The sequence below is a fragment of the Kribbella pratensis genome, assembly GCF_004365355.1.
In the GTDB taxonomy this organism is placed as follows: domain Bacteria; phylum Actinomycetota; class Actinomycetes; order Propionibacteriales; family Kribbellaceae; genus Kribbella.
In genome coordinates, this window is sequence record NZ_SODP01000001.1 from 291188 (window position 1) to 313643 (window position 22456).

The 22456-nt window shown below is 67.3% G+C and carries 24 protein-coding genes; 13 read left to right on the top strand and 11 right to left on the bottom strand.

What is annotated here, in order from left to right; translation table 11 throughout:
• Positions 1-37 precede the first annotated feature (37 nt).
• Positions 38-715 carry a dihydrofolate reductase family protein gene (locus tag EV653_RS01390; protein WP_202871448.1) on the bottom strand — a complete coding sequence of 226 codons (678 nt, stop codon included), beginning with the start codon at positions 713-715 and terminating at the stop codon, positions 38-40.
• Between the two features lie 262 nt (positions 716-977).
• Between EV653_RS01390 and EV653_RS01395 the strand changes: the two genes are divergently transcribed.
• The 4 genes from EV653_RS01395 (at position 978) to EV653_RS01410 (ending at position 5089) form a co-directional block, all read left to right on the top strand.
• The gene (locus EV653_RS01395; protein WP_134097148.1) at positions 978-1706 is read left to right on the top strand and encodes a hypothetical protein; all 729 of its coding nucleotides are present in this window, start codon (positions 978-980) and stop codon (positions 1704-1706) included.
• Positions 1707-1823: 117 nt separating this feature from the next.
• On the top strand, positions 1824-2123 hold the full coding sequence (locus tag EV653_RS01400; RefSeq protein WP_134097150.1) for a helix-turn-helix domain-containing protein: 300 nt from the start codon (positions 1824-1826) through the stop codon (positions 2121-2123).
• On the top strand, positions 2120-3472 hold the full coding sequence (locus EV653_RS01405) for a type II toxin-antitoxin system HipA family toxin (protein WP_134097152.1): 1353 nt from the start codon (positions 2120-2122) through the stop codon (positions 3470-3472). Before EV653_RS01400 ends, EV653_RS01405 begins: the two co-directional genes overlap by 4 nt.
• 75 nt (positions 3473-3547) lie before the next feature.
• A complete protein-coding gene (locus tag EV653_RS01410) occupies positions 3548-5089 on the top strand; it encodes an alpha/beta fold hydrolase (protein ID WP_134097154.1) in 1542 nt (513 codons plus the stop codon).
• A gap of 19 nt (positions 5090-5108) precedes the next feature.
• On the opposite strand, the gene EV653_RS01415 is transcribed toward EV653_RS01410, so the two are convergent.
• Positions 5109-5783, bottom strand: a complete 675-nt coding sequence (locus EV653_RS01415; protein WP_134097156.1) for a DUF4097 family beta strand repeat-containing protein — start codon at positions 5781-5783, stop codon at positions 5109-5111.
• Between the two features lie 150 nt (positions 5784-5933).
• On the opposite strand from EV653_RS01415, the gene EV653_RS01420 reads away from it, so the two are divergent.
• Complete coding sequence (locus EV653_RS01420; RefSeq protein WP_134097158.1) at positions 5934-6878, top strand: ATP-binding cassette domain-containing protein; 945 nt, start codon at positions 5934-5936, stop codon at positions 6876-6878.
• Positions 6875-7618 carry an ABC transporter permease gene (locus EV653_RS01425; protein WP_134097160.1) on the top strand — a complete coding sequence of 248 codons (744 nt, stop codon included), beginning with the start codon at positions 6875-6877 and terminating at the stop codon, positions 7616-7618. The genes EV653_RS01420 and EV653_RS01425 overlap by 4 nt, the downstream gene beginning before the upstream one ends.
• Here EV653_RS01425 and EV653_RS01430 read toward each other — a convergent pair.
• The gene (locus tag EV653_RS01430) at positions 7602-10733 is read right to left on the bottom strand and encodes a BTAD domain-containing putative transcriptional regulator (RefSeq protein ID WP_134097162.1); all 3132 of its coding nucleotides are present in this window, start codon (positions 10731-10733) and stop codon (positions 7602-7604) included. The genes EV653_RS01425 and EV653_RS01430 overlap by 17 nt on opposite strands.
• Positions 10734-10756: 23 nt before the next feature.
• The gene (locus EV653_RS01435; RefSeq protein WP_202871449.1) at positions 10757-11431 is read right to left on the bottom strand and encodes a TetR/AcrR family transcriptional regulator; all 675 of its coding nucleotides are present in this window, start codon (positions 11429-11431) and stop codon (positions 10757-10759) included.
• A 78-nt stretch (positions 11432-11509) separates the two neighbouring features.
• Here EV653_RS01435 and EV653_RS01440 point away from each other — a divergent pair, with 78 nt between their 5' ends.
• Positions 11510-11980, top strand: coding sequence for an SRPBCC family protein (locus EV653_RS01440; protein ID WP_134097164.1), 471 nt, complete (start codon positions 11510-11512; stop codon positions 11978-11980).
• Here the strand turns inward: EV653_RS01440 and EV653_RS01445 are convergent.
• The 3 genes from EV653_RS01445 to EV653_RS01455 form a co-directional block, all read right to left on the bottom strand.
• Positions 11966-12853, bottom strand: coding sequence for an alpha/beta fold hydrolase (locus EV653_RS01445; RefSeq protein ID WP_134097166.1), 888 nt, complete (start codon positions 12851-12853; stop codon positions 11966-11968). The two genes, EV653_RS01440 and EV653_RS01445, sit on opposite strands and share 15 nt — an antisense overlap.
• Complete coding sequence (locus EV653_RS01450) at positions 12853-13293, bottom strand: iron chaperone (protein WP_134097168.1); 441 nt, start codon at positions 13291-13293, stop codon at positions 12853-12855. The genes EV653_RS01445 and EV653_RS01450 overlap by 1 nt, the downstream gene beginning before the upstream one ends.
• An 80-nt stretch (positions 13294-13373) precedes the next feature.
• The gene (locus EV653_RS01455) at positions 13374-14474 is read right to left on the bottom strand and encodes an NAD(P)/FAD-dependent oxidoreductase (RefSeq protein WP_134097170.1); all 1101 of its coding nucleotides are present in this window, start codon (positions 14472-14474) and stop codon (positions 13374-13376) included.
• Positions 14475-14597: 123 nt separating this feature from the next.
• Here EV653_RS01455 and EV653_RS01460 point away from each other — a divergent pair, with 123 nt between their 5' ends.
• Both EV653_RS01460 and sigJ read left to right on the top strand, forming a co-directional pair.
• Positions 14598-15122, top strand: coding sequence for a cupin domain-containing protein (locus EV653_RS01460; RefSeq protein WP_134097172.1), 525 nt, complete (start codon positions 14598-14600; stop codon positions 15120-15122).
• Positions 15122-15997, top strand: a complete 876-nt coding sequence (gene sigJ / locus EV653_RS01465; RefSeq protein ID WP_134097174.1) for an RNA polymerase sigma factor SigJ — start codon at positions 15122-15124, stop codon at positions 15995-15997. Before EV653_RS01460 ends, sigJ begins: the two co-directional genes overlap by 1 nt.
• Here the strand turns inward: sigJ and EV653_RS01470 are convergent.
• Entirely contained in the window at positions 15982-16377 is a 396-nt protein-coding gene (locus EV653_RS01470) for a VOC family protein (RefSeq protein WP_134097176.1), read from the bottom strand. The genes sigJ and EV653_RS01470 overlap by 16 nt on opposite strands.
• Positions 16378-16429: 52 nt before the next feature.
• Here EV653_RS01470 and EV653_RS01475 point away from each other — a divergent pair, with 52 nt between their 5' ends.
• From EV653_RS01475 to EV653_RS01490, 4 genes are all read left to right on the top strand, one after another.
• A complete protein-coding gene (locus EV653_RS01475) occupies positions 16430-16939 on the top strand; it encodes an NUDIX domain-containing protein (protein WP_202871450.1) in 510 nt (169 codons plus the stop codon).
• 265 nt (positions 16940-17204) lie between these two features.
• A complete protein-coding gene (locus EV653_RS01480) occupies positions 17205-17447 on the top strand; it encodes a hypothetical protein (RefSeq protein WP_134097180.1) in 243 nt (80 codons plus the stop codon).
• A 42-nt stretch (positions 17448-17489) separates the two neighbouring features.
• Positions 17490-17927: a MarR family winged helix-turn-helix transcriptional regulator gene (locus EV653_RS01485; RefSeq protein ID WP_134097182.1), complete on the top strand. Its 438-nt coding sequence runs from the start codon at positions 17490-17492 to the stop codon at positions 17925-17927.
• Positions 17928-17936: 9 nt separating this feature from the next.
• Positions 17937-18794, top strand: a complete 858-nt coding sequence (locus tag EV653_RS01490; protein WP_134097184.1) for a haloalkane dehalogenase — start codon at positions 17937-17939, stop codon at positions 18792-18794.
• A 57-nt stretch (positions 18795-18851) separates the two neighbouring features.
• Here EV653_RS01490 and EV653_RS01495 read toward each other — a convergent pair whose 3' ends face one another.
• From EV653_RS01495 to EV653_RS01505, 3 genes are all read right to left on the bottom strand, one after another.
• Positions 18852-20888 (bottom strand): PQQ-dependent sugar dehydrogenase, encoded by a 2037-nt coding sequence (locus EV653_RS01495; RefSeq protein WP_134097186.1) that lies wholly within the window; start codon positions 20886-20888, stop codon positions 18852-18854.
• Between the two features lie 133 nt (positions 20889-21021).
• Entirely contained in the window at positions 21022-21843 is an 822-nt protein-coding gene (locus tag EV653_RS01500; RefSeq protein WP_134097188.1) for a MauE/DoxX family redox-associated membrane protein, read from the bottom strand.
• Between the two features lies 1 nt (position 21844).
• A complete protein-coding gene (locus EV653_RS01505) occupies positions 21845-22447 on the bottom strand; it encodes a cell wall protein (RefSeq protein WP_134097191.1) in 603 nt (200 codons plus the stop codon).
• Positions 22448-22456 lie beyond the last annotated feature (9 nt).

A 22456-nucleotide genomic window follows, 5' to 3' on the forward strand; every position in this document is an offset into this window, starting at 1 on the left:
GGAGCCGACCGAGCCGCTTTGACATGACGAGAGCCAATTACCGTTTCGAGGTGGTGTAGGTCAGGTGGGTCACCCGGGGTGACGCGACCGAACGCGTCTGGTCCAGCGCGATGCGGTCCGGATCCACATGATCGAACAGGCGGATCCCGGTGCCGAAGAGCACCGGCGAGAGGCTGATCGAGAACTCGTCGATCAGACCGCCGTCCAGGTATTGCTGGATCGTCTCGGCGCCGCCGGAGATGCGGATGTCGCGGTCGCCGGCGACCGCGCGTGCCTGGAACAGCGCGCTCTCGATGCCGTCGTTGACGAAGTGGAACGTCGTACCGCCCGGCCGCTCCCACGGCTCGCGCTCGGTGTGGGTGAGGACGAACACCGGGGTGTGGAACGGCGCCTCTTCCGGCCACGACAGCTCGCCGGCCTCGAACATCCGCTTGCCCATGATGTTGGCGCCGATGCGCTCGTGCGTCTCCTGGGAGAGGTCGTTGTCGACCCCCTCCTCGCCGCCCTCGCCGAGCTTGAGGTTCTCCCGGAAGTGGCGCTGCGGGAACGCCCACGCCTGCAGTTCCGACCACTTCCTCAACCAGCGCTGCGCCCTGGGATCGTCCTGCCCCTCAGATGTGAACACGAGCTCGGCCGGCACGTGCTCCGGTGCCATGAAACCGTCCAGCGACATCGTCACACCGAAGAAGACCTTGCCGGCCATCAGTTCCTCCACTCGCTTCGAACCATGGCGAAAATCATATGCCTATATCGGCAAGTGTCAACGCCAGGGCCGCGCGCCAGCGACCCGTCCGGCCGCTGCCAGTGCAGTGGGCGCGCCCCGTGTCACGGTGAATGCATGCCTCAGGCAAGAAGCCGTGGAAGGCGACATCGTCAAGCGCGTATGGGTCGCTCCGGCGCCAGCCTGATTTATCTGACGTTGAGTGCTGGTTCAGTGGGAGACTCTCCGGGACGTGACGACCTAGGGGGTTCAAAGCATGGCTACAGATGCTCAGGGCGAATCGGGGCCGGGGGTGGCCGGTCAGCGACTACTTGACGTCCTGGACAAGGCGATCGCCGTTCAGAGTTCGCTGGTGTACAGGAACATTGCTCGGGCGCGCCAGCGGAAGCCGGAGGCGACTCCGGCGCAAGTGATCCGCAGTCTGGAGAGGATGTACGTCAGTGCCCTGACCGGGACGGGCGCCGCAGTGGGAGGAGTTGCAGCCGCGCCGGGCGTTGGCACGGGAGTCGCGCTGGCGCTGTCGGCAGGCGAGGGTTTTTCGACTCTCGAGTTGAGCGCGCTCTTCGCGTTGTCGATCGCCGAAGTTCACGGAGTCCCCATCGACGAGATCGAACGCCGCCGGACGATCGTCATGGGCATCCTGCTCGGTGGATCCGGCTCTGCCACCATCGGCAAGGTTGCCGAACGGACGGGGCAACACTGGGGGCGTCAGGTGGTCGCCAAGGTGCCGGTCGAGACGTTGCGCCAGATCAACAAGGTCCTCGGAAAGAACTTCGTGACGAAGTACGGCACCAAGCAGGGGATCATCGTGCTTGGTCGAGTGACACCGTTCGGCATCGGCGTTGTGATCGGTGGTGGTGCCAACGCCGCTCTCGCCGCTCTGGCGGTGAGAGCCGGTCGCCGCGCATTTGGGGCGCCTCCGGCAGCGTGGCCAGAGCAGACGCCAAGCATGCCGCCGGCGTCCGAGAGCCCGGACGAGGATTGACGGCGTAGAACGGTCGGCGAGCGGGCGCCTCGTCACGGCCAGTTAAGGACCGCCGGATGCACCATTATCGGCTATAGTGGTTCATGCAGCGGTCATTAGGAGGGGAGGTGGTGTGTGATGGCGAGGCCGGTGTCGACTCGGGCTCGGTTGGGGGCCGAGCGGATTGGTGGGCATCTCGCGGCGTGGAGGAAGCTTCAGGGGCTGACTGCTGCGCAGGTGGCTGAGCGGGCGGGGATCTCGCGCGGGACGCTGCGCAGGCTGGAGAACGGTGAGATGACTGTGGGGCTCGACGTTCTGCTGAACGTGGCGCGGGCTCTCGGCGTTCTTGACCGCGTGGTCGACGCCTTCGATCCCTACGAGACCGATCTGGGGCGGGCGCGCGCGGACGAGGTGCTTCCGAAGCGAGTCCGGCGATGACTGGCTCACTCTTGGTCTCTGTCGATCTCGATGGCGAGCCTGTCGAGGTCGGATCGGCGTACCTCAGTCGCCGTCGAGGTACGTCCTCGACCTCGTTCCAATATGCTCCGAGCTATCTCGCCGACAAACGTGCCTATCCCATCGACCCAGCTCTCGGGCTGTTTGCCGGGCCTCAACAAACTGATGGGCTTCCGGGTGCGTTCGCCGATTGTTCACCGGACCGATGGGGCCGGGGTCTGATCACCAAGCGCCTCCAGGCGCTCGCGCTTCGAGAGGCGCGCACCGCGCCGTCTCTCGGCGATGCCGACTTCCTCGTCGGAGTCAGTGATCTGACGCGCCAAGGCGCGCTCCGATTCAGGTCTACAGCCGAAGGCCCCTTTCTCGACCCGGACCTGCAGGTGCCGAAGTTGGTCGAGTTGCCGCGCCTGCTACAGGCCGTTGATCAGGTGGTCGGCGATGGCGACGACTTGACCGCGATAAAGGCGCTATTGGACGCGGGTTCGGGTTCACTCGGTGGGGCGCGACCAAAGGCATCGGTCCGCGAGGGAGATCGCTTGCTGATCGCGAAGTTCCCGCACCGCGGCGATGACTGGGATGTGATGGCCTGGGAGAAGACAGCCTTGGACCTGGCGGAGCGGGCCGGGATCGAGGTTCCGGGAACCGAGTTGCTACAGATCGGCGGCCGGCATGTCCTGGTGCTTGACCGGTTCGACCGTGACGGCGTACAGCGTCGCGGGTACATCAGCGCGATGACCTTGGTCGAAGGACGCGACGGCGACGTACGCGACTATGTCGAAGTCGCGGAGACGCTGACCGAGCATGGTGCGCGGGTCAAGGCCGACCTCCACGAGTTGTGGCGGCGGATCGCTTTCTCGGTTGCGATCCACAACACCGACGATCACCTGCGCAATCATGGGTTCCTGCGTGAGGCAGGCGGATGGGGTCTGTCGCCGGTCTTCGACATCAACCCGAACCCGATCGTTTCCGAAGCCCGTGTGACCGGAATCGGCGGCGCGCGCAGCCGAGCGGATGAGCTCACTGGACTGATGACGTATGCCCAAACCTTCGACCTGAACGCGCGGGATGCGCAGCGGATCCTGCGCGAGGTTGGCGATGCAACGGCCGACTGGCGCAGAGTCGCTGCCGCACACGGGATTGGCGAGGCCGAGCGTCACCGCTTCGAGCCGGCATTCGACGGACTCCGCGAGCAGATCGCGACTGTCGCAAACGGCGTAGCGGGTGCTGGCGGAGCGAGGACTTTGCCGAATGACCGGCCTCGTGTGCAGAGAGGCTCGAGGCGTGGCGGCCAGTTCGCCGCCCGCCCCGAGCGAGAGCACCCGTCTTCGTAGCTGAGTTCAAGCGGTTCGGAACCCGGTCGCGCGATACTTTGCGGAAGTCTTCGACGTCGTGAAGGTGGTTCGCAGATGCGTCTTCGATGGGCCCTGACCGCCGCTTCTACTCTTGCCCTGATCGCGACCGCAGTGCCTGCCGTTGCGAACCCGTCCGGTGCCGAAGTGAGGAAGTCCGCGTCGGCCCTGATCTTCGGCACCTGCCCCAGTGATATCGCCGAGCCGTACCCGGCGCTCACCTGCGCCACACTGAAGGTCCCGCTGGACTATTCGCGCCCGAACGGCGCCAAGATCTCGCTGCTGGTGACCAAGCACGCGGCCAACAAACCAGCGAAGCGGATCGGCTCGCTGGTGGTGAATCCGGGCGGCCCGGGCGTGAGCGGTGCTGCGTACGCCGGATCGCTGAGCAGACCGGACGCCACCGGCTTCACCCAGCTCGACACCGCCGTTCTGGATGCCTACGACATCATCGGATTCGATCCGCGCGGCGTCTTTCTGAGCGCGCCGGTGAGCTGTGCGGCTCCTGATCACTTCGGCGCCCCGCAGCCGGACCCGGATGCGAAGTCGAGCCGCAACGAGCTGTGGAAGCTCTGGAGCAGCTATGCACAGGACTGCCAGACCAACAACAAAGCGATCCTTCCCCACTTGGGTTCGGTCGACGGGGCTCGTGACATGGACGCCGTCCGCGCCGCGCTGGGCGAGCAGAAGCTGAATTATCTGGGTCTGTCCTACGGCACCTATCTCGGCGCCGTGTACGGGCAGTTGTTCCCGCGACGCGTCGGCCGGATGATTCTTGACGGCAACATGGATCCGACCCCGAAGGACATTTGGTACCAGGTCTGGATCGATCAGGCGGCGGCGTTCCAGCAGCGGTTCGACCACGACTACCTGCCCTGGGTTGCCAAGTACAACAACGTGTTCCATCTGGGCAAGACCGTGCCGGCCGTGCGGGCGGCCTGGAACAAGACGCTTACCGACTTCCGTACCAACCCGCACGGAGACGTCGGCGGTGGCGAACTGCTCGGCACGGCGTACGGCGCGATGTTTGCCGAGGGTGGCTGGATCGGATTCACCGGCGCACTCAGCGAGTACGTCGTCGACGGGGATGACAGCATGCTGACCGACATCGCCGCGCCCGACCTGAGTCCCGACGGCGAACAGGCGAACGCGATCTTCACCTCAGTGATCTGCGCCGACTCGCAATGGCCGCGGAACCGGGCGAAGTACGAGCACGACGCGGACAAGCTCGCCCGGACCTCACAATTCGCCTGGTACATCATGTGGACCAGCGGCAGCGCCTGCCAGAGCTGGGCCTTCGACAGCCCCGGCCGCCTCAGGATCACGGGCGAGGGCTTGCCCGGCGTCTTGATGTTCAACTCGATCGGTGACCCAGGCACGCCGTACGCCGGTGCGCTGAAGATGCACAAGGCGCTGCCGACTTCGGTCCTGGTCACCGAACTGAACTCGGGTAAACACGGCGTTTTCGCCAACCGCCTCGCAGCTGTCAACGTCGCAGCGAACGCAATCGGCACCAGGTACCTCCTGACCGGTGAACTACCTCCGACGGACACCACCGTGGCCGGTCACCCCCTGCCAGTGCCGACCGAGGCGCCGTGACATCACGAGCTCAGGCGGGTTATGCGCGGCGGACGGTGATGTTGCCGCTGTGGGTGCGGGCGCGTACGGCGATGGTGTGGTCGGTCTGCTCCTCGGCGTCCAGCTCGTTGAACACGCGGCCGATCGAGGTGTGGGCATCCAGGTGGGCGGCGGTGCCGGCCGGTACGCCGACCGCAACGAAGCCGGTCGCGGTGTAGAGGTCGGCTGCGCCGCTGCCGAGCTGCCCGACCTGGATGTCGCCGCTGGCCGTACGGGCGTTGACCGCGGCGCCCGCCACGTCGACGCTGATGTTGCCGGTGGCCGACTTGGCCCGCAGGTCGCCGGTGACCTTGCCGACCTGGATGTCGCCGTTCGCGGTCTTCAGCTGGCAGGCGCCGACCTCACCCTCGACGACGTAGTCGCCCTTGGCGGTGTAGCCCTGGATGTCTGACCCGGTCGGAAGCTCGATCAGTACGGCCACCTCGCCGTACTTCTTCGCGAACAGCGTCCGCAGCTTCGGGTGCTTGACCACCAGTTTCCCGTCGGTGAACTCGATGACGACCTGCTCGGCGGCCTGTACGTCGAGGTCCCAGGCCGGGTCGACCGGGCGGACCTCGACGACGGTGTCGGTCCGGTCGCCGGCCTTGACGGTGACGTTCCCGAAGATGATGTCGACGTCGGCGGAGATCGGCGCGGGGGTGGCGAAGGTCGGCATGATGTCTGTCCTTTGCGAGAGTCGGTGATGACAAGGACGACTCTGGCCGGGACCCCTGACACCGCACCGTCATGAGCCGAGGACAGCGGCGCTGACACGGTGTAGGCGGCGTGTCAGGTGCGTGTCAGGGCGGCTGCCGAAGGTAGTCCCATGACAACTTCGGCGATCGCGGTCTCAGGACTGCGCAAGACATTCGGCGACAAGACCGTGCTCGACGGCATCGACTTCGACGTACCCGCGGGCACCGTCTTCTCCCTGCTCGGTCCGAACGGGGCCGGCAAGACGACGACGGTCAACGTGCTGACCACGTTGATCAAGGCTGACAGCGGCACGGTCCGGGTGGCCGAGCACGACGTCGCCGCCGAGGCCAAGGCGGTCCGCTCGGCGATCGGGGTCACCGGTCAGTTCGCGGCGGTCGACGAGCTGCTGACCGGCCGCGAGAACCTCCAGCTGATGGTCGACCTGAGCCCGGTGGCGGCCAAGGACGGCAAGCGGATCGTGACCGACCTGCTCGAGCGCTTCGACCTGGTGGAGTCGGCCGACAAGTCCGCGGCGACGTACTCCGGAGGTATGCGGCGCAAGCTCGACCTGGCGATGACGCTGGTCGGCAACCCGCGGATCATCTTCCTGGACGAGCCGACCACGGGCCTGGACCCGCGCAGCCGGCGGACGATGTGGACGATCATCCGCGAGCTGCTCGCCGACGGCGTGACGATCTTCCTCACCACGCAGTACCTGGACGAGGCCGACCAGCTCGCCGACCGGATCGCAGTCCTGAACAAGGGCAAGTTGGTTGCCGAGGGCACCCCTGAGGAGCTCAAGCGGCAGATCCCCGGCACGCATGTCCGGTTCCGGTTCGCCAGCTTCGACGACCTCGAGGCCGCCGCCGGGGTCCTGCCGGAGTCGACCCGTGACGACGACGCGCTGACTCTGCGGGTCCCGAGCGACGGCGGTACCAAGTCGGTCCGCGCGCTGCTCGACCGCCTCGACGAGCACTCGCTCGACGCCGAGGAATTCTCTGTCCACACCCCTGATCTCGATGACGTTTTCCTGGCCCTGACCGGCCACGACACCGCGGAGGTAGTCGCGAAATGAAGAACCCCTCGATGGTGATGCTGCGCCGCAACTTCAAGCACATCGCCCGCAATCCCACCTCGGTCTTCAACGCAGTGCTGATGCCGGTCGTGGTCATGCTGATGTTCGTCTACATGCTCGGCGACGCGTTCAGCGTCGGTGTTCCGTACGTCGATTACGCGACGCCCGGCATGCTCCTGCTGGCGGTTTGCTACGGCCTGGGATCGGTGGCCACGTCGGTGAACTCCGACATGACCAAGGGCATCATCAACCGGTTCAAGGTGATGGACGTACCCCGCGGCGCGGTGCTGACCGGCCACGTGATTGCCAGCCTGATGACCAACCTGGTCGCGATCGCGGCGATCATCGGGGTGGCGTTCGCGCTCGGATTCAACCCGTCGGCGAGCTTCGTCCAGTGGCTCGGTGTCATCGGCATCGTCGTACTGCTCGGTCTCGCGACCGGCTGGCTGACCGTTGCTCTCGGGCTGTTCGCGAAGACCCCGGAGACCGCGGGCCTGGCCTCGGTGCCGTTGATCATGCTGCCGTTCTTCAGCAGCGCGATCGTGCCGGCCGACAAGATGGGTCCGGGCGTGAAGCAGTTCGCGGAGTACCAGCCGTTCACGCCGATCATCGAGTCCCTGCGCGGGCTGCTGAACGGCTCGGCGGCGACCGGCGACCTGCTCGCCGCGCTCGCCTGGCTGGTCGGGATCGCGGTCGTCGGCTACGTCTGGGCGACCTCGACCTTCAAGAAGCGAGCGTGACCCGGACCAACTCGGACCAGTCCGCCTGCCGTCCCTCCTCAGTCGCCTCGGTGAACCGCGTGTCACCGAGGCGACTGCGCGTTTCCTGCTCGATCCGGGTCAGGTCGGGGTTGGACAGGTCCGGCAGACCACCGACCACAGCGCTCGCCGCGAGGAGCCGGGCGGCCTGCTCGTCCTGATCGGTGCGCAACGCCAGATCCGCGATCCCGACCAGCACCTGCGCGATGCCCGGGATGTGGCCGGTCTCGGTCGCCGCCTGGATCGCGGCGGTGCGGTGCTCCCAGGACTCGTCGAGATCCTCGGCCAGGTAGCCGAGCACATCGTGCCGGATCATCCGCAGGCTGGGCCGCTCGGCCTCCGGTCCCAGCATCGTCGTCGCGACAACGAGTTGCCGTCGCGCCTCGTCGTTGTCCCCACTCCAGCGAGCGAGTTCGGCCTTGCACAGCGCCAGCTCGACCAGCGCCTCCGGCCACGCGACCCGTTCCGCCTGCCGCTGCGCCTCGGCCATCGCGGCGGCGCTCGACTCCAGGTCACCGGCCAGCCAGTACAGCTGCGCCTGCCGCGACCGCGTCCGTACGACGTCCTCCGTCGCACCGACCTCGGTGGCGACCGCGATCGCCTGGTCGCAGTACTCGCAGGCAGCGGTGAACTCGCCGCGGACGGCGACCCGATCGGCCAGCTCGGTCAGCGCGAACGACATACCCCAGCGCTCACCGATCGCGCGGAACTCGGCCAGCCCGGCCTCCAGCAGGGCGTCAGCCTCCGGGTCGCCGTCACCGAGCATGATCCGCATCTTGCCGGTCTGCAGGCGGGCCAGCGCCCGGACCCAGGGATCGTCGTCGGTGAGCAACGGTTCGAAGGCCGAAACGAACGCGCTCGGTCCGTCCAGCAGACGCTCCAGGGCGGCCGACAGCTTCACGGCCGGGTGCGGGTTCTGGACCCGGCGGCTGACATCGGCGGCCTTCCGGATCCAGTCCTCCGCGTTGTACTGGTCGCGCCCTCGTCCGGACGTCATCAGGTTCGTGACGAACGCGTACACCACGGCCCGGGTCTCGTCGGACGCCTCACCGGGTACGGCGGGCGCAGCCATCAGGTACTCGTTGCCTTCGACCTTGTGTCCGGCGAACCACCAGTACCAGCCGGCTGCCGCGCCCAGCCGCATCGCTCCGTCGGCATCTTGAGCAGCGAGCGCGCCCCGCATCGCCGCGGCGATGTTGTCGTGCTCCGGTTCGAGAATGGCCAGCCATTCGAGCTGCTCGGCGCGACGAAGATGCGGGTCCGCGGTCTCGGTGAGATCCGTGAAGTACGCGAGATGCGTACGACGGGTCAGATCCGACTCGCCGGCTTCTTCGAGACGCTGCTGGGCGTACTCCTTGATCGTGCCGAGCATCCGGTAGCGCGGAGCGCCTTCGTCCTTCGTGACCACGAGCGACTTCTCCGTCAACGCGGTCAGCAGGTCGAGCACCTCCCACGACTCGACCGCTCCGCCGAGGCAGACCTGTTCGGCTGCTTCCAGGCTCGCGCCGCCGGCGAAGACCGAGAGCCTGCGCAGGACCGATCGCTCGGCATCTGACAGCAGCTCCCAGCTCCAATCGATCACCGCGCGCAACGTGCGGTGCCGGGGGAGCGCCGTACGACTGCCGCCGGTCAGCAGGCGGAAGCGATCGTCGAGGCGGTTGGCGAGCTGCTCCAAGGACATGGTCCGCAACCTGGCGGCGGCGAGCTCGATGGCGAGCGGCATACCGTCCAATGCCCTGCAAATACGGGCCATCGTGGCCAAAGTCTGCGCGTCCGCCGTGAGGTCTGCGCGCACTGCACCGGCACGATCCTGCAGGAGGCGAACGGCGGGTGAGGAGTCGATCTCGCCGCTGTCCGTGGGGACCGCGAGCGGTGCGACCGGCCACAGCGCCTCACCGGTGATGCCGAGCGGCTCGCGGCTCGTCGCGAGGATCCGCAGCCGCGGGCATTCGCCGAGGATCCGGTGGGCGAACGCCGCCGCCGACTCGATCACGTGCTCGCAGTTGTCGAGGATCAGCAACATGGCCCGCTCGCGGACCGCGGCGATCACGCGGTCGGTCGGATCTGCCTCCGGTACGTCGCCCAGCAGCGCATCCCGGAGCGCAAGGGCCGAGAGGGTCGCCTGCGCCACGTCGCCGTCGGGGCCGATGGCTGCGAGCTCGACCATCCAGGCTCCGTCGGGCAGATCGCCGAGGAGCGTACGCGCGGTCTCCGCGGACAGCCTGGTCTTCCCCGATCCGCCCGGCCCGATGAGCGTGGTGAGCCGGTGCTCGCCGATGAGATCGCGCACGGCGGCGATGTCGGCGTCCTTCCCGACGTACGTCGTGAGCTCTTCGCGGAGGTTGGTGTTGCGCTTCTCGTCCCGTCGTACCAGCTCGCCGCGGAGCAGGGCGACGTGGAGTGCGGAGAGCTCGGGTGAAGGGTCGACGCCGAGCTCGTCGGCGAGCGTTTCTCGGGTGCGCTCGTACACGCGGAGCGCTTCGGTGTCGCGGCCGGACGCGACGAGGGCGCGCATCAACGCGGCGACGAGGCGTTCGCGGACCGGGTTCGCCGCGACGAGGTCGGTCAGTTCCGTCACCATCTCGGCGCCGCGGCCGAGGGCGATCTCGGCGTCGTACCGATCCTCCATGGCGGTCAGCCGGAGACCGTCGAGCCGGGTCACAGCCGCGTCGAACGCACCGCTCTCAGTGAGCCCGACGTCCTGCATCGCGGCACCGCGCCACAGCTCCAGTGCCTCGCGGAGCAGTCGGACGCCCTGCGGATCCTGGTCGGTGCGGGCCCGGGCAACGAGTCGCTCGAACCGTACGGCGTCCACCGCGTCGGGATCCACCTGCAGGCGGTAGCCGTCCGTGTGACCTTCGACGGACCCCTCAGGGAGCACCTTCCGGAGCCGGGAAACCAAGCGCTGCAAGGCGTTCGCCGCGTCGGCCGGCGGCTGCTCACCCCAGATCCAGTCGACCAGCGTCGCCTTCTGGACCACGCGCCCGGGTTCGAGAGCCAGGGCAATCAGCAGCGCGCGCAACCGCGCGCCCGGCACGTCGGCGATGCCGCCATCGTCCGCACGAACCTCGAATGGCCCCAACATCCCGATCTGCACCCGGCAGATTGTGCCACGAGGCGCTAACCCGCTTTGGTGACCTGCTCCGCCCGGTTCGGGAGCGTGGCAAGGCCCGCCTCGATCAGGGCGGCAGCGCGCTGGACCTCGGAGGCCGCGGCGTCGACTGCGTCCTGGATCGGGCGCCCTGGACGCAGGTGGGTCCGCATCGCGCGGAACTGGATCTTCCACAGACCGAGCAGTGCGGCTGCGGCGACCTGAGGCTCCGGGTCTGCGGGCTCGAGTCCGAGCCGGGAGGCCAGTACTTCGGCCGCAACATCGGCGAACCGCTCGGCGATGTCGCTCTGGTACGCCCGCAATGACGGCGCCTCCTGAATGAGGTCCCCGAACTTGCGGTAGCGGGTCACCGCCTCGACCTGGTCGGGCGCGGTCGTCAGGCTCGCGCTGAGGCTCTGCAGTTCGTCGTCGAGGACCTTCAGCATCGCGGCTACCGGGGGGAGCGTCGGGTCGGCCAGGTGCGTACGCAGTGCGTCGGCGGTCGGCTCCAGGCGGTCGAGGACCAGCGCCTCTTTGCTCGGGAAGTAGTTGAACACGGTCTTCTCGGAGACACCGCAGGCCTCGGCGACATCGGCCACCCGTACGGCGTCGTACCCGTGCTCGAGGAACATCTGCGCGGCCGTGTCGGACAGTTGCCGGCGCATCGCGCGCTTTTTCCGCTCTCGCAGGCCCTCCGTGCTCATGGCCGCAGACTACTACAGTCACCAGAAATATACTGTTACTCTAAATTTCTAGTCACTGAATTCTTCTTGGAGGGCTTCATGGCCGAGATCAAGATCGTGTGCGACTATCCCCATTCGCCGAGGAAGGTCTGGCAGGCGATGACCGACCCGGACCTGATCCCGTACTGGACCTCGACCGGCCAGGGCGCCCGTGCGGTCGGTTTCGAGCCCGTGGTCGGCAACCACTTCCAGTTCGTCGCCAAGCCGGTGCCCGGATGGCGGGGCATCGTCGACTGCGAGGTGCTGGAGGTCCGCGACCAGGAGTTCCTGTGCTACACCTGGGTCGGCTCCGAGGGCGAGCCGCCGAGCTACGTGACCTACCTCCTGGAGCCGACAGCCGACGGCACCCGCTTCACCTACCACCACACCGGCTTTGTCGGCATCACCGGCTTCGCGATGTCCAAACTCCTCGGCGCAGTCCGCAAGAAAATGCTGACCGTCGCCCTCCCCACCCTCCTCACAAACCTCGACGACACCGGCACCCTCCACAAACCCTCAGCTGGCGCCTGAGGCAACTTCCCGGACGCATCCGGCAACCAGCTCGGGCCGATCAATGTGAAGGTAGTGCCCGGAGTCGGGAACTACCTGGTGGCGGGCGCCGGATTGAGCGGCCAGGCGGTCCTGGACTGCGATGACTTGAGGAGTGAACTCCGCGGGCCTGCCCTTGGTGGCGGTGAGCACGACGATCGGGATCTTCGGCCAGGCGGCCCGCGCACGACGGGTGCCCAGGTCGTCGATGTGGTCGAGGATCATCGGCAGCTCGTCGAGATAGCTGAAGAGCTGGTCGTCGGTCTGTAGGTACGAGTGGCATGCCTCGGTCAGCAGGTGCTCCAGGTCTCGATCGGCCGCCACGCTGCGGGAGACGTCGGCCGCCAGCTCCGCGCCGAAGTTCAGCACGTCCTTGGTACGAGGGTCGTCCGCAGGCGGGCGGGTGCGATCCGGGTGTGGTTCAGGCTCGGCGTCGCGCCAGAAGGTCTCATGCGACGGGTCGAGGAGCACGAGCCCGCTCACCAGGTCGGGCCGGCGCCAGGTGGCGAGCTGGGCGAGCAGCCCACCCCAGCTGTGCCCCACGACGACGCTTGGCCCGGTTTCCTCGAGTACGGCGGTCAGGTCGTCGACCTGGAGGTCCAAGCTCAGGGGAGCAGGATCGCTCGCGCCGTACCCTGCTCGGTCGTAGGCGATCACGCGGAAGTCGGCAGCCAGTTCCCTGAACACGGCCGCATACCCGACGACCGGCGACATCGCCCCTGCCTCGAGTACGACGCTCGGACCTTCGCCCGCCTCGATCCACCGGAGTGCGCGACCTCCGCGGTCGAGTTCCCGGCGCGTGGCCCCACGTCCGATCAGCGCGTCGAACGCCGCGAGGGCTGGGTCCGGCGTCATTACGAGCGGACGGCCTTCTTCACCAGGGTGATGAGTTTCCTTTCGATTGCGGGGGTGAGTTTGTTGACGGCGTAGGACGTGGGCCAGAGGTCGCCGTCGTCGATCTTGGCTTCGTCGCTGAAGCCGAAGGTGGCGTAGCGGGCCTTGAACTTGGCGGCGTCCTGGAAGAAGCAGACGTTCTTGCCGCCGAGGGTCCAGCCGGGCATGCCGTACCAGAGCTTCGGCGACAGCTCCGGCACCTCGGCTGCGATCAGGTCGTGCAGCCGCTGGGCCATCTCGCGGTCGCCGTCGGCCATGCCCGCGATCTTCGCCAGCTGCGCCTCGGTCGGGTCCTGCTTGCTCTTGAGGTCCTTCGCGTGCTCCTTCATCGCGGCGACCTCGTCCTCGGTGAACCCCTCGTACGACTTGCCCTTGGCTGCTGTCTTCTTCGTGGTGGCCATCGGAGTGTCCTCTCGGTCGGTCTGAACACTCCAAACACTAAGAGCCGCCGTACGCCGGGCGCTTCTTGAAAACTGATCGATCAGGTCAAGGCGGTCAGGCCGGGGCGCCGTTGGGTGAGGTAGGCGAGGCGGACAATCGTTTCCTTGTAGCGGGCGGCGGCCCGCCCGGTGAGCACCGCCTTGCGAGGCGAGTCGTCCGCGTGGACGAACTGGATCAGCGCGTCGTGGCGCCCCAGGCTGATGCACTGGTTGATGTAGCGGAACCGCAGCGGCTTCGGCTCGTGCCCCTCGAGACGGGCCTTGAGCGACCGTACGGCGTGGGCCGCCGCCGGCAGACCGGTCGCGCACGCCATCCGCAGCTCCTGACCGCTGGTACGGCGTACCGCGGCTGCATCCCCGACCGCGTAGACGTCCGGGTGCGACGTGGAACGCAGCGTCGCATCGACCTGCATCCGACCGTGCGCGTCGACGGCGAACCCAGCCTCGGCGGCCAGCGGGGACACCTCGAACCCGGTCGTCCACACCACGACGTCGGCGGCCACGCGATCTCCGTCGTCCAGCTTGAGACCGTCGGCGTCCACGGCGGCGACGCGCGCATTCTCCACGAGCTCGATGCCGAGGCGGTCGAACGCGCCGTGCAGGTGCTTACGGCCGCGCTCGGACAGAGCGGAGCCGAGTCGACCGCTCGTGACCAGTCGAACGACCCGATCCGGGTACGTCTCGGCGAGCTCGGTCGCGGCTTCGATCCCGGTCAGCCCACCGCCGACGACAGCGATGGTTCCGCTGCTGCGGAGGCGCTCCCGGAGCTTACCCGCGTGGTCCACATCAGCCACGGTGTACGCGTATTCGTTGGCCCCAGGCACCGAGTTCAGGTCCGCGCGGCTGCCGAGCGCATAGATCAGTACGTCGTACCGCAGCTCCCGATCGCTCAGTACGACGGTCCGGTTCGCGGCGTCGATCCGCTGCACCCGATCGGCGACGAACTCGACGCCGGTCCCCTCGAGCAGGTCCTTGATCGGCCGCTCGGGCAGCTGCTGCCCGGACGCGAGCTGGTGCATCCGGACCCGCTCGACGAAGGTCTCCCGGGCGTTGACAAGCGTGACGGATGAATCCGTCCGGCGGGCCGCCAGCTTGGCTGCGACGAGACCGGAGTACCCGGCTCCTAGTACGACGATGTGCATGTCCGCACTCCTTTCGACGAACACCAGACACCGCTCACCGCTCCGGATGTGACGTGACGACGGTCACGTCACGAATCGCGGGGGCCACTCGGTCAGGTGGTCGTCACAATCGAGGAGGCAGCTATGAAGGCAGTCCTGACCCGCGGCGCCGACGCCGAACGGCTGGGCGAGGCGCCCAACCGAACCTGGCTGATCGCCGACGCCGAGCACACCGACGGGATCATGAACGTCGTCCGCACCACGCTCGGCCCGGGCGTCGACGGCCCGCCGCCGCACTTCCACAAGGAGTCTCCGGAGATGTTCTACCTGCTCGACGGCGCGCTCCGGGTGCTGGCCGGCGACCGGGTCGTGACGATCGAGAAGGGCGACTACCTGCTCGTGCCGCCGATGATGCACCACGCCTGGGGTACGCCGATGGGCAGCGGCGCCGACGTACTGATCGTCAAGGCTCCGGGGAACAACCGCTTCGACTACTTCCGGCTGGGTGATCGCATCCGCCGCGGCGAGGCGTCGCCGGCCGAGGTGCTCGCGACAGCGGAGCGGTTCGACAACCACTTTGTCGACAATCCGGTCTGGCGGCAGGAGCTCGCCGTACGCGAAGGTGAACGGGAACAGGTGGTCCCCTTTCCTTCGAAGCCGGAGGGGTGATGATCGAGGTTGTGGAGTTCGAGCAGCAGCGGCGCCGGTTGTTCGGGATCGCGTACCGGATGCTCGGCGAGGCGAGCGAGGCGGAGGACGTCGTCCAGGACGCGTACCTGCGCTGGCGATCGCGGCCTGCCGCGGTGGGGACGCCAGCTGCCTGGCTGACCACGGTCGTCACCAACTTGTGCATCAACCGGCTGACCTCGGCGCGCGCCCGTCGTGAGCGGTACGTCGGCCCGTGGCTGCCCGAGCCGGTTGCTACGGGCAACGATCCTGCCGAGCTGATGGAGCGTCGGGACACGGTGTCGCTCGGATTCCTCGTCCTGCTCGAGAAGCTCACGCCGCCGGAGCGGGCCGTCTTCGTACTGCGGGAGGCGTTCGACTACACGCACCGTGAGAGCGCGGAGGTCCTTGGCGTCGACGAGGCGAATGCCCGGCAGCTGTACCACCGAGCGCTGGCCCGGCTCGGTGAGGCGCGGCGCCGGTTCGACGTACGGCCTGCTGACGGGACCAAGCTGGTCGAACGCTTCATCGCGGCCACCGTCGAGGGCGATGTTGCGGGGCTGGAAGCGATCCTGACCGAGGACGCCGCGATCTGGGCCGACGGCGGCGGTAAGGCGATCGCCGCGCGCGAACCGATCTTCGGCCGCTCCAACGCCGCCCACTACCTGGCCGGACTCGCGTCCAGCCCGCGCGCACCGGCCGCCCACCTATCCGTTGCCGACATCAACAACGCCACCGCGATCCTCGTCCACGAATCCGGCGACCTCACCGCTGTCCTCATCCCCGAGATCCACGACGGCAGCATCACCACGATCCGCGCCATCCTCAACCCCGACAAACTCACCTACCTCCGCACGCAACTTCAGCCGTTGGCGTAGAGACAGAAGGGGTGGCCGGCCGGGTCCAAGAGGACTCGGACGTCGTCCTGCGGTTGGAACTCGGCCAGTGTGGCGCCGAGCTCCACGGCGTGCTGGACCGCGGCGTTCAGGTCGCCGACCTCGATGTCCAGGTGCATCATCATCTGCTGCTCGCCCTCGGCGGCCGGCCAGACCGGGCGGGCCCAGGGCGCGGAGGTCTGCGCCTGGAACGCGAGGTAGGTCTCGGAGTTGCCGGGGACCGCGAGGGTGAACTCGTTGGGCTCGTTCTTGTGGATCTCCCAGCCGAGCACCGCGTGGTAGAACATGCCGAGCGCCTGCGGGTCCGGCGCGTCGATCACGGTCCCGAACCAATGCCCCTTCTCCGAACGTCCTCGCAGCATCGCAGTACCTCTCCTCGGTCTCCTCGGTCGTGGTTTGCCCGACACTAGACCCGTGAACCGACAGAACGATCTCGCCGCCGAGGGGGAGCCGGAGAAGGAGTTCAACCCCGGCATCGCCGCCCGCCTGCCCCGCAAGACGGCAGCCGGTGGCGCGCTCATCCGCGACCGCGCCGGCCGCATCCTCTTCCTCGAGCCCACCTACAAACCCACGCTCGACATCCCCGGCGGCATCGTCGAGTACGACGAATCGCCGTACGAGGCCTGCCGCCGCGAGGTCAAAGAAGAAATCGGCCTCGACCTGCAGATAGGCCGCCTCCTGGTAGTCGACTGGGTCCCCGCCCTAGGCCCCTGGTCCGACGCCCTCGCCTTCGTCTTCGACGGCGGCGTCCTGGACGAGGTTCCTCTAACCCTCGACCCCACCGAAGCAAGGGCCCACCACTACCTAACCCTCGCCGAGGCTACCCCCCACCTCCGCCCCTCCATGGCCCGCCGCCTATCCCTGGCCCAACACGCCCTAACCACAAACACCCCCACCTACGCCGACTTCGGGCGGGCCAGGTGACCGAGATCCCGTACGTCCCTAAGCGGAACGTCACACTGATCGCGATCGCAGACCCCCTGGAAGCAACCGCCGTTCGCGCAGTCCTCGAGGGCCTCAACTACCGAACGAGCAGCCATTGGGTTGGCTCGCGCGCCGAGGCGATCAAGTTGCTGACCGGGGAGATCCCGACCGACCAGGTGGTGATCGTCTCCTGCCACGGCGACGAGCACGGCATCCTGCTCCCCGACGAAGATCCGATTACGCCCGGCGACGTCCGCGATCACGCATGCCTCGAAGGCAAACCGTCGTCAACCTCGGATGCTGCACCGGCTCCGACGACCTGTCCGCCGCCTTCCGTGCAGCGGGTACGACGTCCTACGTGGCGCCGGTTGACTCCCCGGACGGAGCCGCCGCGCTCGCCTTTGTGAGCAACCTCTTCTTCCTCCACACGTACGGCGTACCGCTTGACGAAGCTGTCCGTCGAGCCGCCGGCTTCCATCCCGAGTGTGAACAGTTCCGCCTGTTCTGAAAATAGTAGCCATGTACTTAGTAGCCATGTACTGTATCTGACATGGTTGAAGCGACTCCGGGGCATTTGGTGTGGCGGTTGTCCATGAAGTGGCGGGTGGCGGTGGATCGGGCGTTGGCGCCTCGGGGGTTGACGCATGCGCAGTATGTGATGTTGGCGTCGTTGTACGGGCTCGAGCGGGACGGGCGGGTGCCCAGTCAGCGGGAGCTGGCTGATCACACCGGGCTGGAGGCGTTGTACGTCTCGAAGCTGGCGCGCAGTCTCGATGCCGACGGGCTGATGCAGCGGACCCGGGATGCCGTTGACACGCGCACAATGCGGCTCGAGCTGACTGCAAGAGGACGCGAGACCATCGAGCCCGCGATCGCGGAAGTCGCTGCCCTGCTGGACAAACTGCTGGCGCCGCTCGGGGGACGCCGGGGTGCGCGGACGAAGAGCTTCGTGCGCGATCTCACCGAACTTCTCGACACTCCACTGTGAGGAACAGTCATGCCTGATATCGATCTGCTCGACTCGACAATCCACTACGAAGACACTGGCAGCGGTACGCCGATCGTCTTCCTGCACGGCAATCCTGCGTCGTCGTACGTCTGGCGCGACATCACCCCGCTCGTCGGTGAAGGACGCCGGCTCGCGCCTGACCTGATCGGGATGGGCCGCTCCGGCAAGCCCGACCTGGAGTACAGGTTCGCCGACCACGCCCGCTACCTCGACGCCTGGTTCGACGCGCTCGAGCTCGACGACGTGATCCTGGTCGGCCACGACTGGGGCGGCGCGCTCGCGTTCGACTGGGCCGCGCGTCATCCCGAGCGTGTGAAGGGCATCGCGTTCTTCGAGAGCATCGTGAAACCGATGGCGTGGGAGGACCTGTCGCCACAGGCCGCGGAACGCTCCCGCCTGATCCGTACGACGGGTCCCGGCGAGGACCTCGTCCTCGAACAGAACCTCTTTGTCCGCCAAGCCTTCACCGGCGGCGTGCTCACGCCCGTCCCCGACGAGGACCTGCAGATCTACCTGGCGCCGTACCCGACACCCGAGACTCGCAAGCCGATCCTCGCCTGGGCCCGCCAGATCCCGCTCGGCGGCGACCCGGCCGAGTTGGTCGCCAGGATCGAGGCGTACGACGCGTGGCTCGCCGCGAGCATCGACGTACCGAAGCTGCTGCTCACGTTCGAAGGCTCCCCGACCCTGCTCATGGACCAGAACTACAAGAACTGGTGCGAGACCAACATCGCCGCGCTCGACATCGTGCACGTGGGTAAGGCCGGCCACCACGCCGCAGAGGATCGGCCGCAGGAGATCGGGACCGAGATCTCCACCTGGATCGACAAACGAGACCTGCGCTAGCTACCGGCCGGGGCCCTCGACGCCATCCAGCAGGAACTGACGCCGAGGGCCGCGCAGCTACGAGAACTTCAGCCGCACGATCACGTTGTCGATCGTGCTCGGTGTCCCGCCGTTCTTGTCGTCGTTGGTCGAGGTCAGCCACAGCCCGCCGTCCGGCGTACGCGTGACACTGCGCAGCCGTCCCCACCGACCGGAGAACACGGCCTGCGGTGTCCCGACACCGTTGCCTGCGGCATTGATCTTCGTGACCCACAGCTGCTCGCCGGTGACGCCGGCGATGTAGATCCAGTCGTTGACGATCTCGATGCCGCTCGGCCCGGCCTGCGACGTCGACCAGGTCCGCTTCGGCGCGATGTATCCGGAGCAGTCGCCGATCGTGCCCTCGCACGACGGCCACCCGTAGTTCCCGCCCTTCTGGATCAGGTTGAGCTCGTCCTGGCTGTTCTCGCCGAACTCGGCGGCCCACAGTTGGCCGTGCGAGTCCCACGCCAGGCCTTGCGGGTTGCGGTGACCCCAGCTCCAGACGTATCGGGCGTTGCCGCCGCTGCTGTAGAACGGGTTGTCGCTGGGCGGCGTACCGTCCGGGTTCATCCGCAGGATCTTGCCGTTGAGTGAGTTCTTGTTCTGCGCGTTGCCGGAGTTCTTGGCGTCGCCGACGGTCGCGTACAGCTTCCCGTCCGGACCGAACGCGATCCGTCCGCCGTTGTGATACCGGTTCTTCGCCAGACCCGTGAGCACCGGCGACGACGTCGTGGCGAGCTTGCCGTCCTCGTACTTCATCCGCACGATCCGGTTGTCGCCGGACGCCGTGTGGTAGAAGTACACCCAGTGGTCGGTCGCGAAGTTCGGCGACAGCGCGACGCCGAGCAGGCCGCCTTCACCGCTGGTCGTCACCACTCCCGGCACCTTCCCGAGCGTCGTCTTCTGGCCGGACGCCGTCACCCGCAGTACTTCGAACCGGTCCCGCTCCGTCACAAGCGCCGACCCGTCCGGCAGGAACGCCGCACTCCAGCCGAGATCCACCTTCGCGATGTCCTTGTCGTACGCCGGAATCCCGCCGGTGCCACCGGTCGACGTACGAACCGTGACAGCGTTGCTCACCGCGGAAGCGTTGCCGTCAGGGTCGCGCGCCTTGACGGTGAACGTGTACTCCGTGTTGGCGGTCAAGCCAGTCACCGTCGTAGTCAGCGATCCAGTCGTCGCGACTTTCGTCGAGCCTTGGTACACGTCGTACCCGGCGATGCTGCCGCTGTTGTCGGTCGATGCGTTCCAGGCGAGCGAGACGCTGTTCGCGCTCGTGCCGGTCGAGTGCAGGTTCCCAGGCACCGACGGTGGTTGCGTGTCGCCGCTGCCGGGCGTGGTGAACGTGACCACGTTGCTCTGCTGCGAAGCGTTGCCTGCGGCATCGAACGCGCCGACCGAGATGTCGTACGACGTGTTCGCGGTCAACGTGTCGACGGTCGCGGAGAGAGTGTTGCCGTCGACAACTTTCAGGACGTTGCCGCCGCGGTTGATCTCGTACCGGACGACGCCGACGTTGTCGGTCGCGGCAGTCCAATGGAAGGTCGCGGCGTTCGACTTGAGGTCGCTGACGGTCAGGTTGCCGGGCGCCGACGGTGGTGTGGTGTCGTCGGTGGTCGGGGTGACGGTCAGCTTGTCGGCGTTGGGTCCGCCGTCGGCGCTGGTCGCGCGGGCGCGGATCTTGTTCGTGCCGGCAACAAGCTGCAGACGAACGGTCTTGGTCTTCCACGTCGTCCACGCACCCGTGCCAGGGAACGTGATGCCGACCGCGCCCGGCTGTCCGTTGACGGTGATGTCCATCGGCCGGGTGGCCGCCGTACCGTTCGCGTACCGCAGAGTGACGTCGGCCGGGCCGGCCGGAGCAGTCACCTCGACATAACTGCCAGCGAGATTGTCGTAATTGACGAAGCCGCTGCCGGTGTAGCCGGCATGGTTGGACTCGACCACACCTTGCGAGATGGCCGCATCCTCGGCCTGGTAGTCGGTGGACGCCGCGGTGGCGGAGGGTGGTGCGCTGAGCCCGAGCGTGGCGACGGCCAGCGCGGTGACAGTCCAGATCAAGCGGGGTCTCATGAGGTCTCCTGGATTTCCGGGGCGGAGGAGTTGCAGGGGACTAACTATTAGGAAAGCTTCCTAACAGTAATGAGATCTGTCAACAGCACGACGCCCCCGCGAATCTGGTCCGCGGGGGCGTCGCTGGGGTGGGTTAGGCGGTGGCAAGCACCGTCGGGCGGTAGAGGGTCAGCCCGGACGTCTCGTCGACGACGGCGACCCGGACGGACTCCGGCGTGGAGTCTTGGTGCGGTACGGCGAAGACGGCGGTCGCGCGGCGGCCGTCGTACCTGGCGATGTAGCTCAGGTAGCGCCAGTCCTCGTCGTCCCAGTAGTCGTGGATGTCGGACCGCAGCATCCCGTCGACCGCGCGGTACGCCGGGCTGAGCAGAACGCGCCGCTGGGTTGCGGCGAGTGGTGGGGTGCTGGACGCGGTACCGGCGTACGGATGACTGAGCCTGGTCCGGAATCGGCGGATCGGGAGCAGCCAGTAGCGGTCGAGTTCGGCGGACAACATCACGAATACCGCTGCCTCGGCCACGAGCACGACCAACGCCAGACCTGCCGACCACCAGCCGCCCGTGGCCGTCGTCGCCAGAACTGCAGTTGCCAACAGCAACAAGGCGCGTGCGATCGCCCGGTAACCAACAGGTTTGGCCGACTTCCCCGCACATCCACACGATGCTTCTGGTACGACGATCTTCGAGTAGATGAGGAATCCGGTGAAGCCGAGGCCCAGTGCAGCAGCGGCAACTGCCTCGATCGCCGTAAAAGGCGGTGCAAGTAAGCCGAGGGCGATCAGCGCCTCGAGCGCGGCGACCGCTAGATAGGCGGATTTTGCGCGTGAATCGCCTACCAGGCGGGGGAGTGCCGTGCGGTCCGCCTGCTGGGGATTCTTGAACTTGCCGTAGGACGACCAGAGCAGGAGTACGCCGATCAGGAGCGGCTGGGCGGCCGCTACTTGTTCGGTACCCATGTCAGTTCGACGTGTAGATCGTCGCGATGTCGATCTCGTTGGTGCCCGGTCGCCAGGCGCCGATCACCTGGGCGTGCCGGCCGACCTTGAGCATCGACAGGTCCGAGACGGCCGGCGTGCCGTTGTACACGGCTGCCGTCGTACCGGCCTGGACGTGGCCGACGACCTTCTGCCCGTGGTGGTCGAACTGCACGCCTGAGCGGGCGATCGACGTGATGGCGACGGTCAGGTTGACGATGTTGACCCAAACCGCCTCGGCGGCCAGTACTCCGTCCGGGAGCAGCACGCCACGCGCGTACAGGCCGTCGCCGATCTTGGCCTGGTCGATCGTGGTCGGGCGCAGCTTCCAGACACTCGTCACACCGGTCAACTGGATCCGGTGCAGGCGGCCGTCGGATCCCTGCACCTGCAGGAGATCCTGGTTCCGGCCGGTGATCAGGCCTTCGGCGAAGTTCGGGTCCGGCTGGCCGGCATCCGCGAACTGTGCGCCGGCGGCGAACGCGGTCTCCGGGGCTAGCGACCCCAGGGCGCTGGCGGCGACCAGGCCGGTCGCGCCGAGGGCCGCGCGGGAGAGCAGGGAACGACGGTCCATCGTGGTAGTCATCTCGGCTCT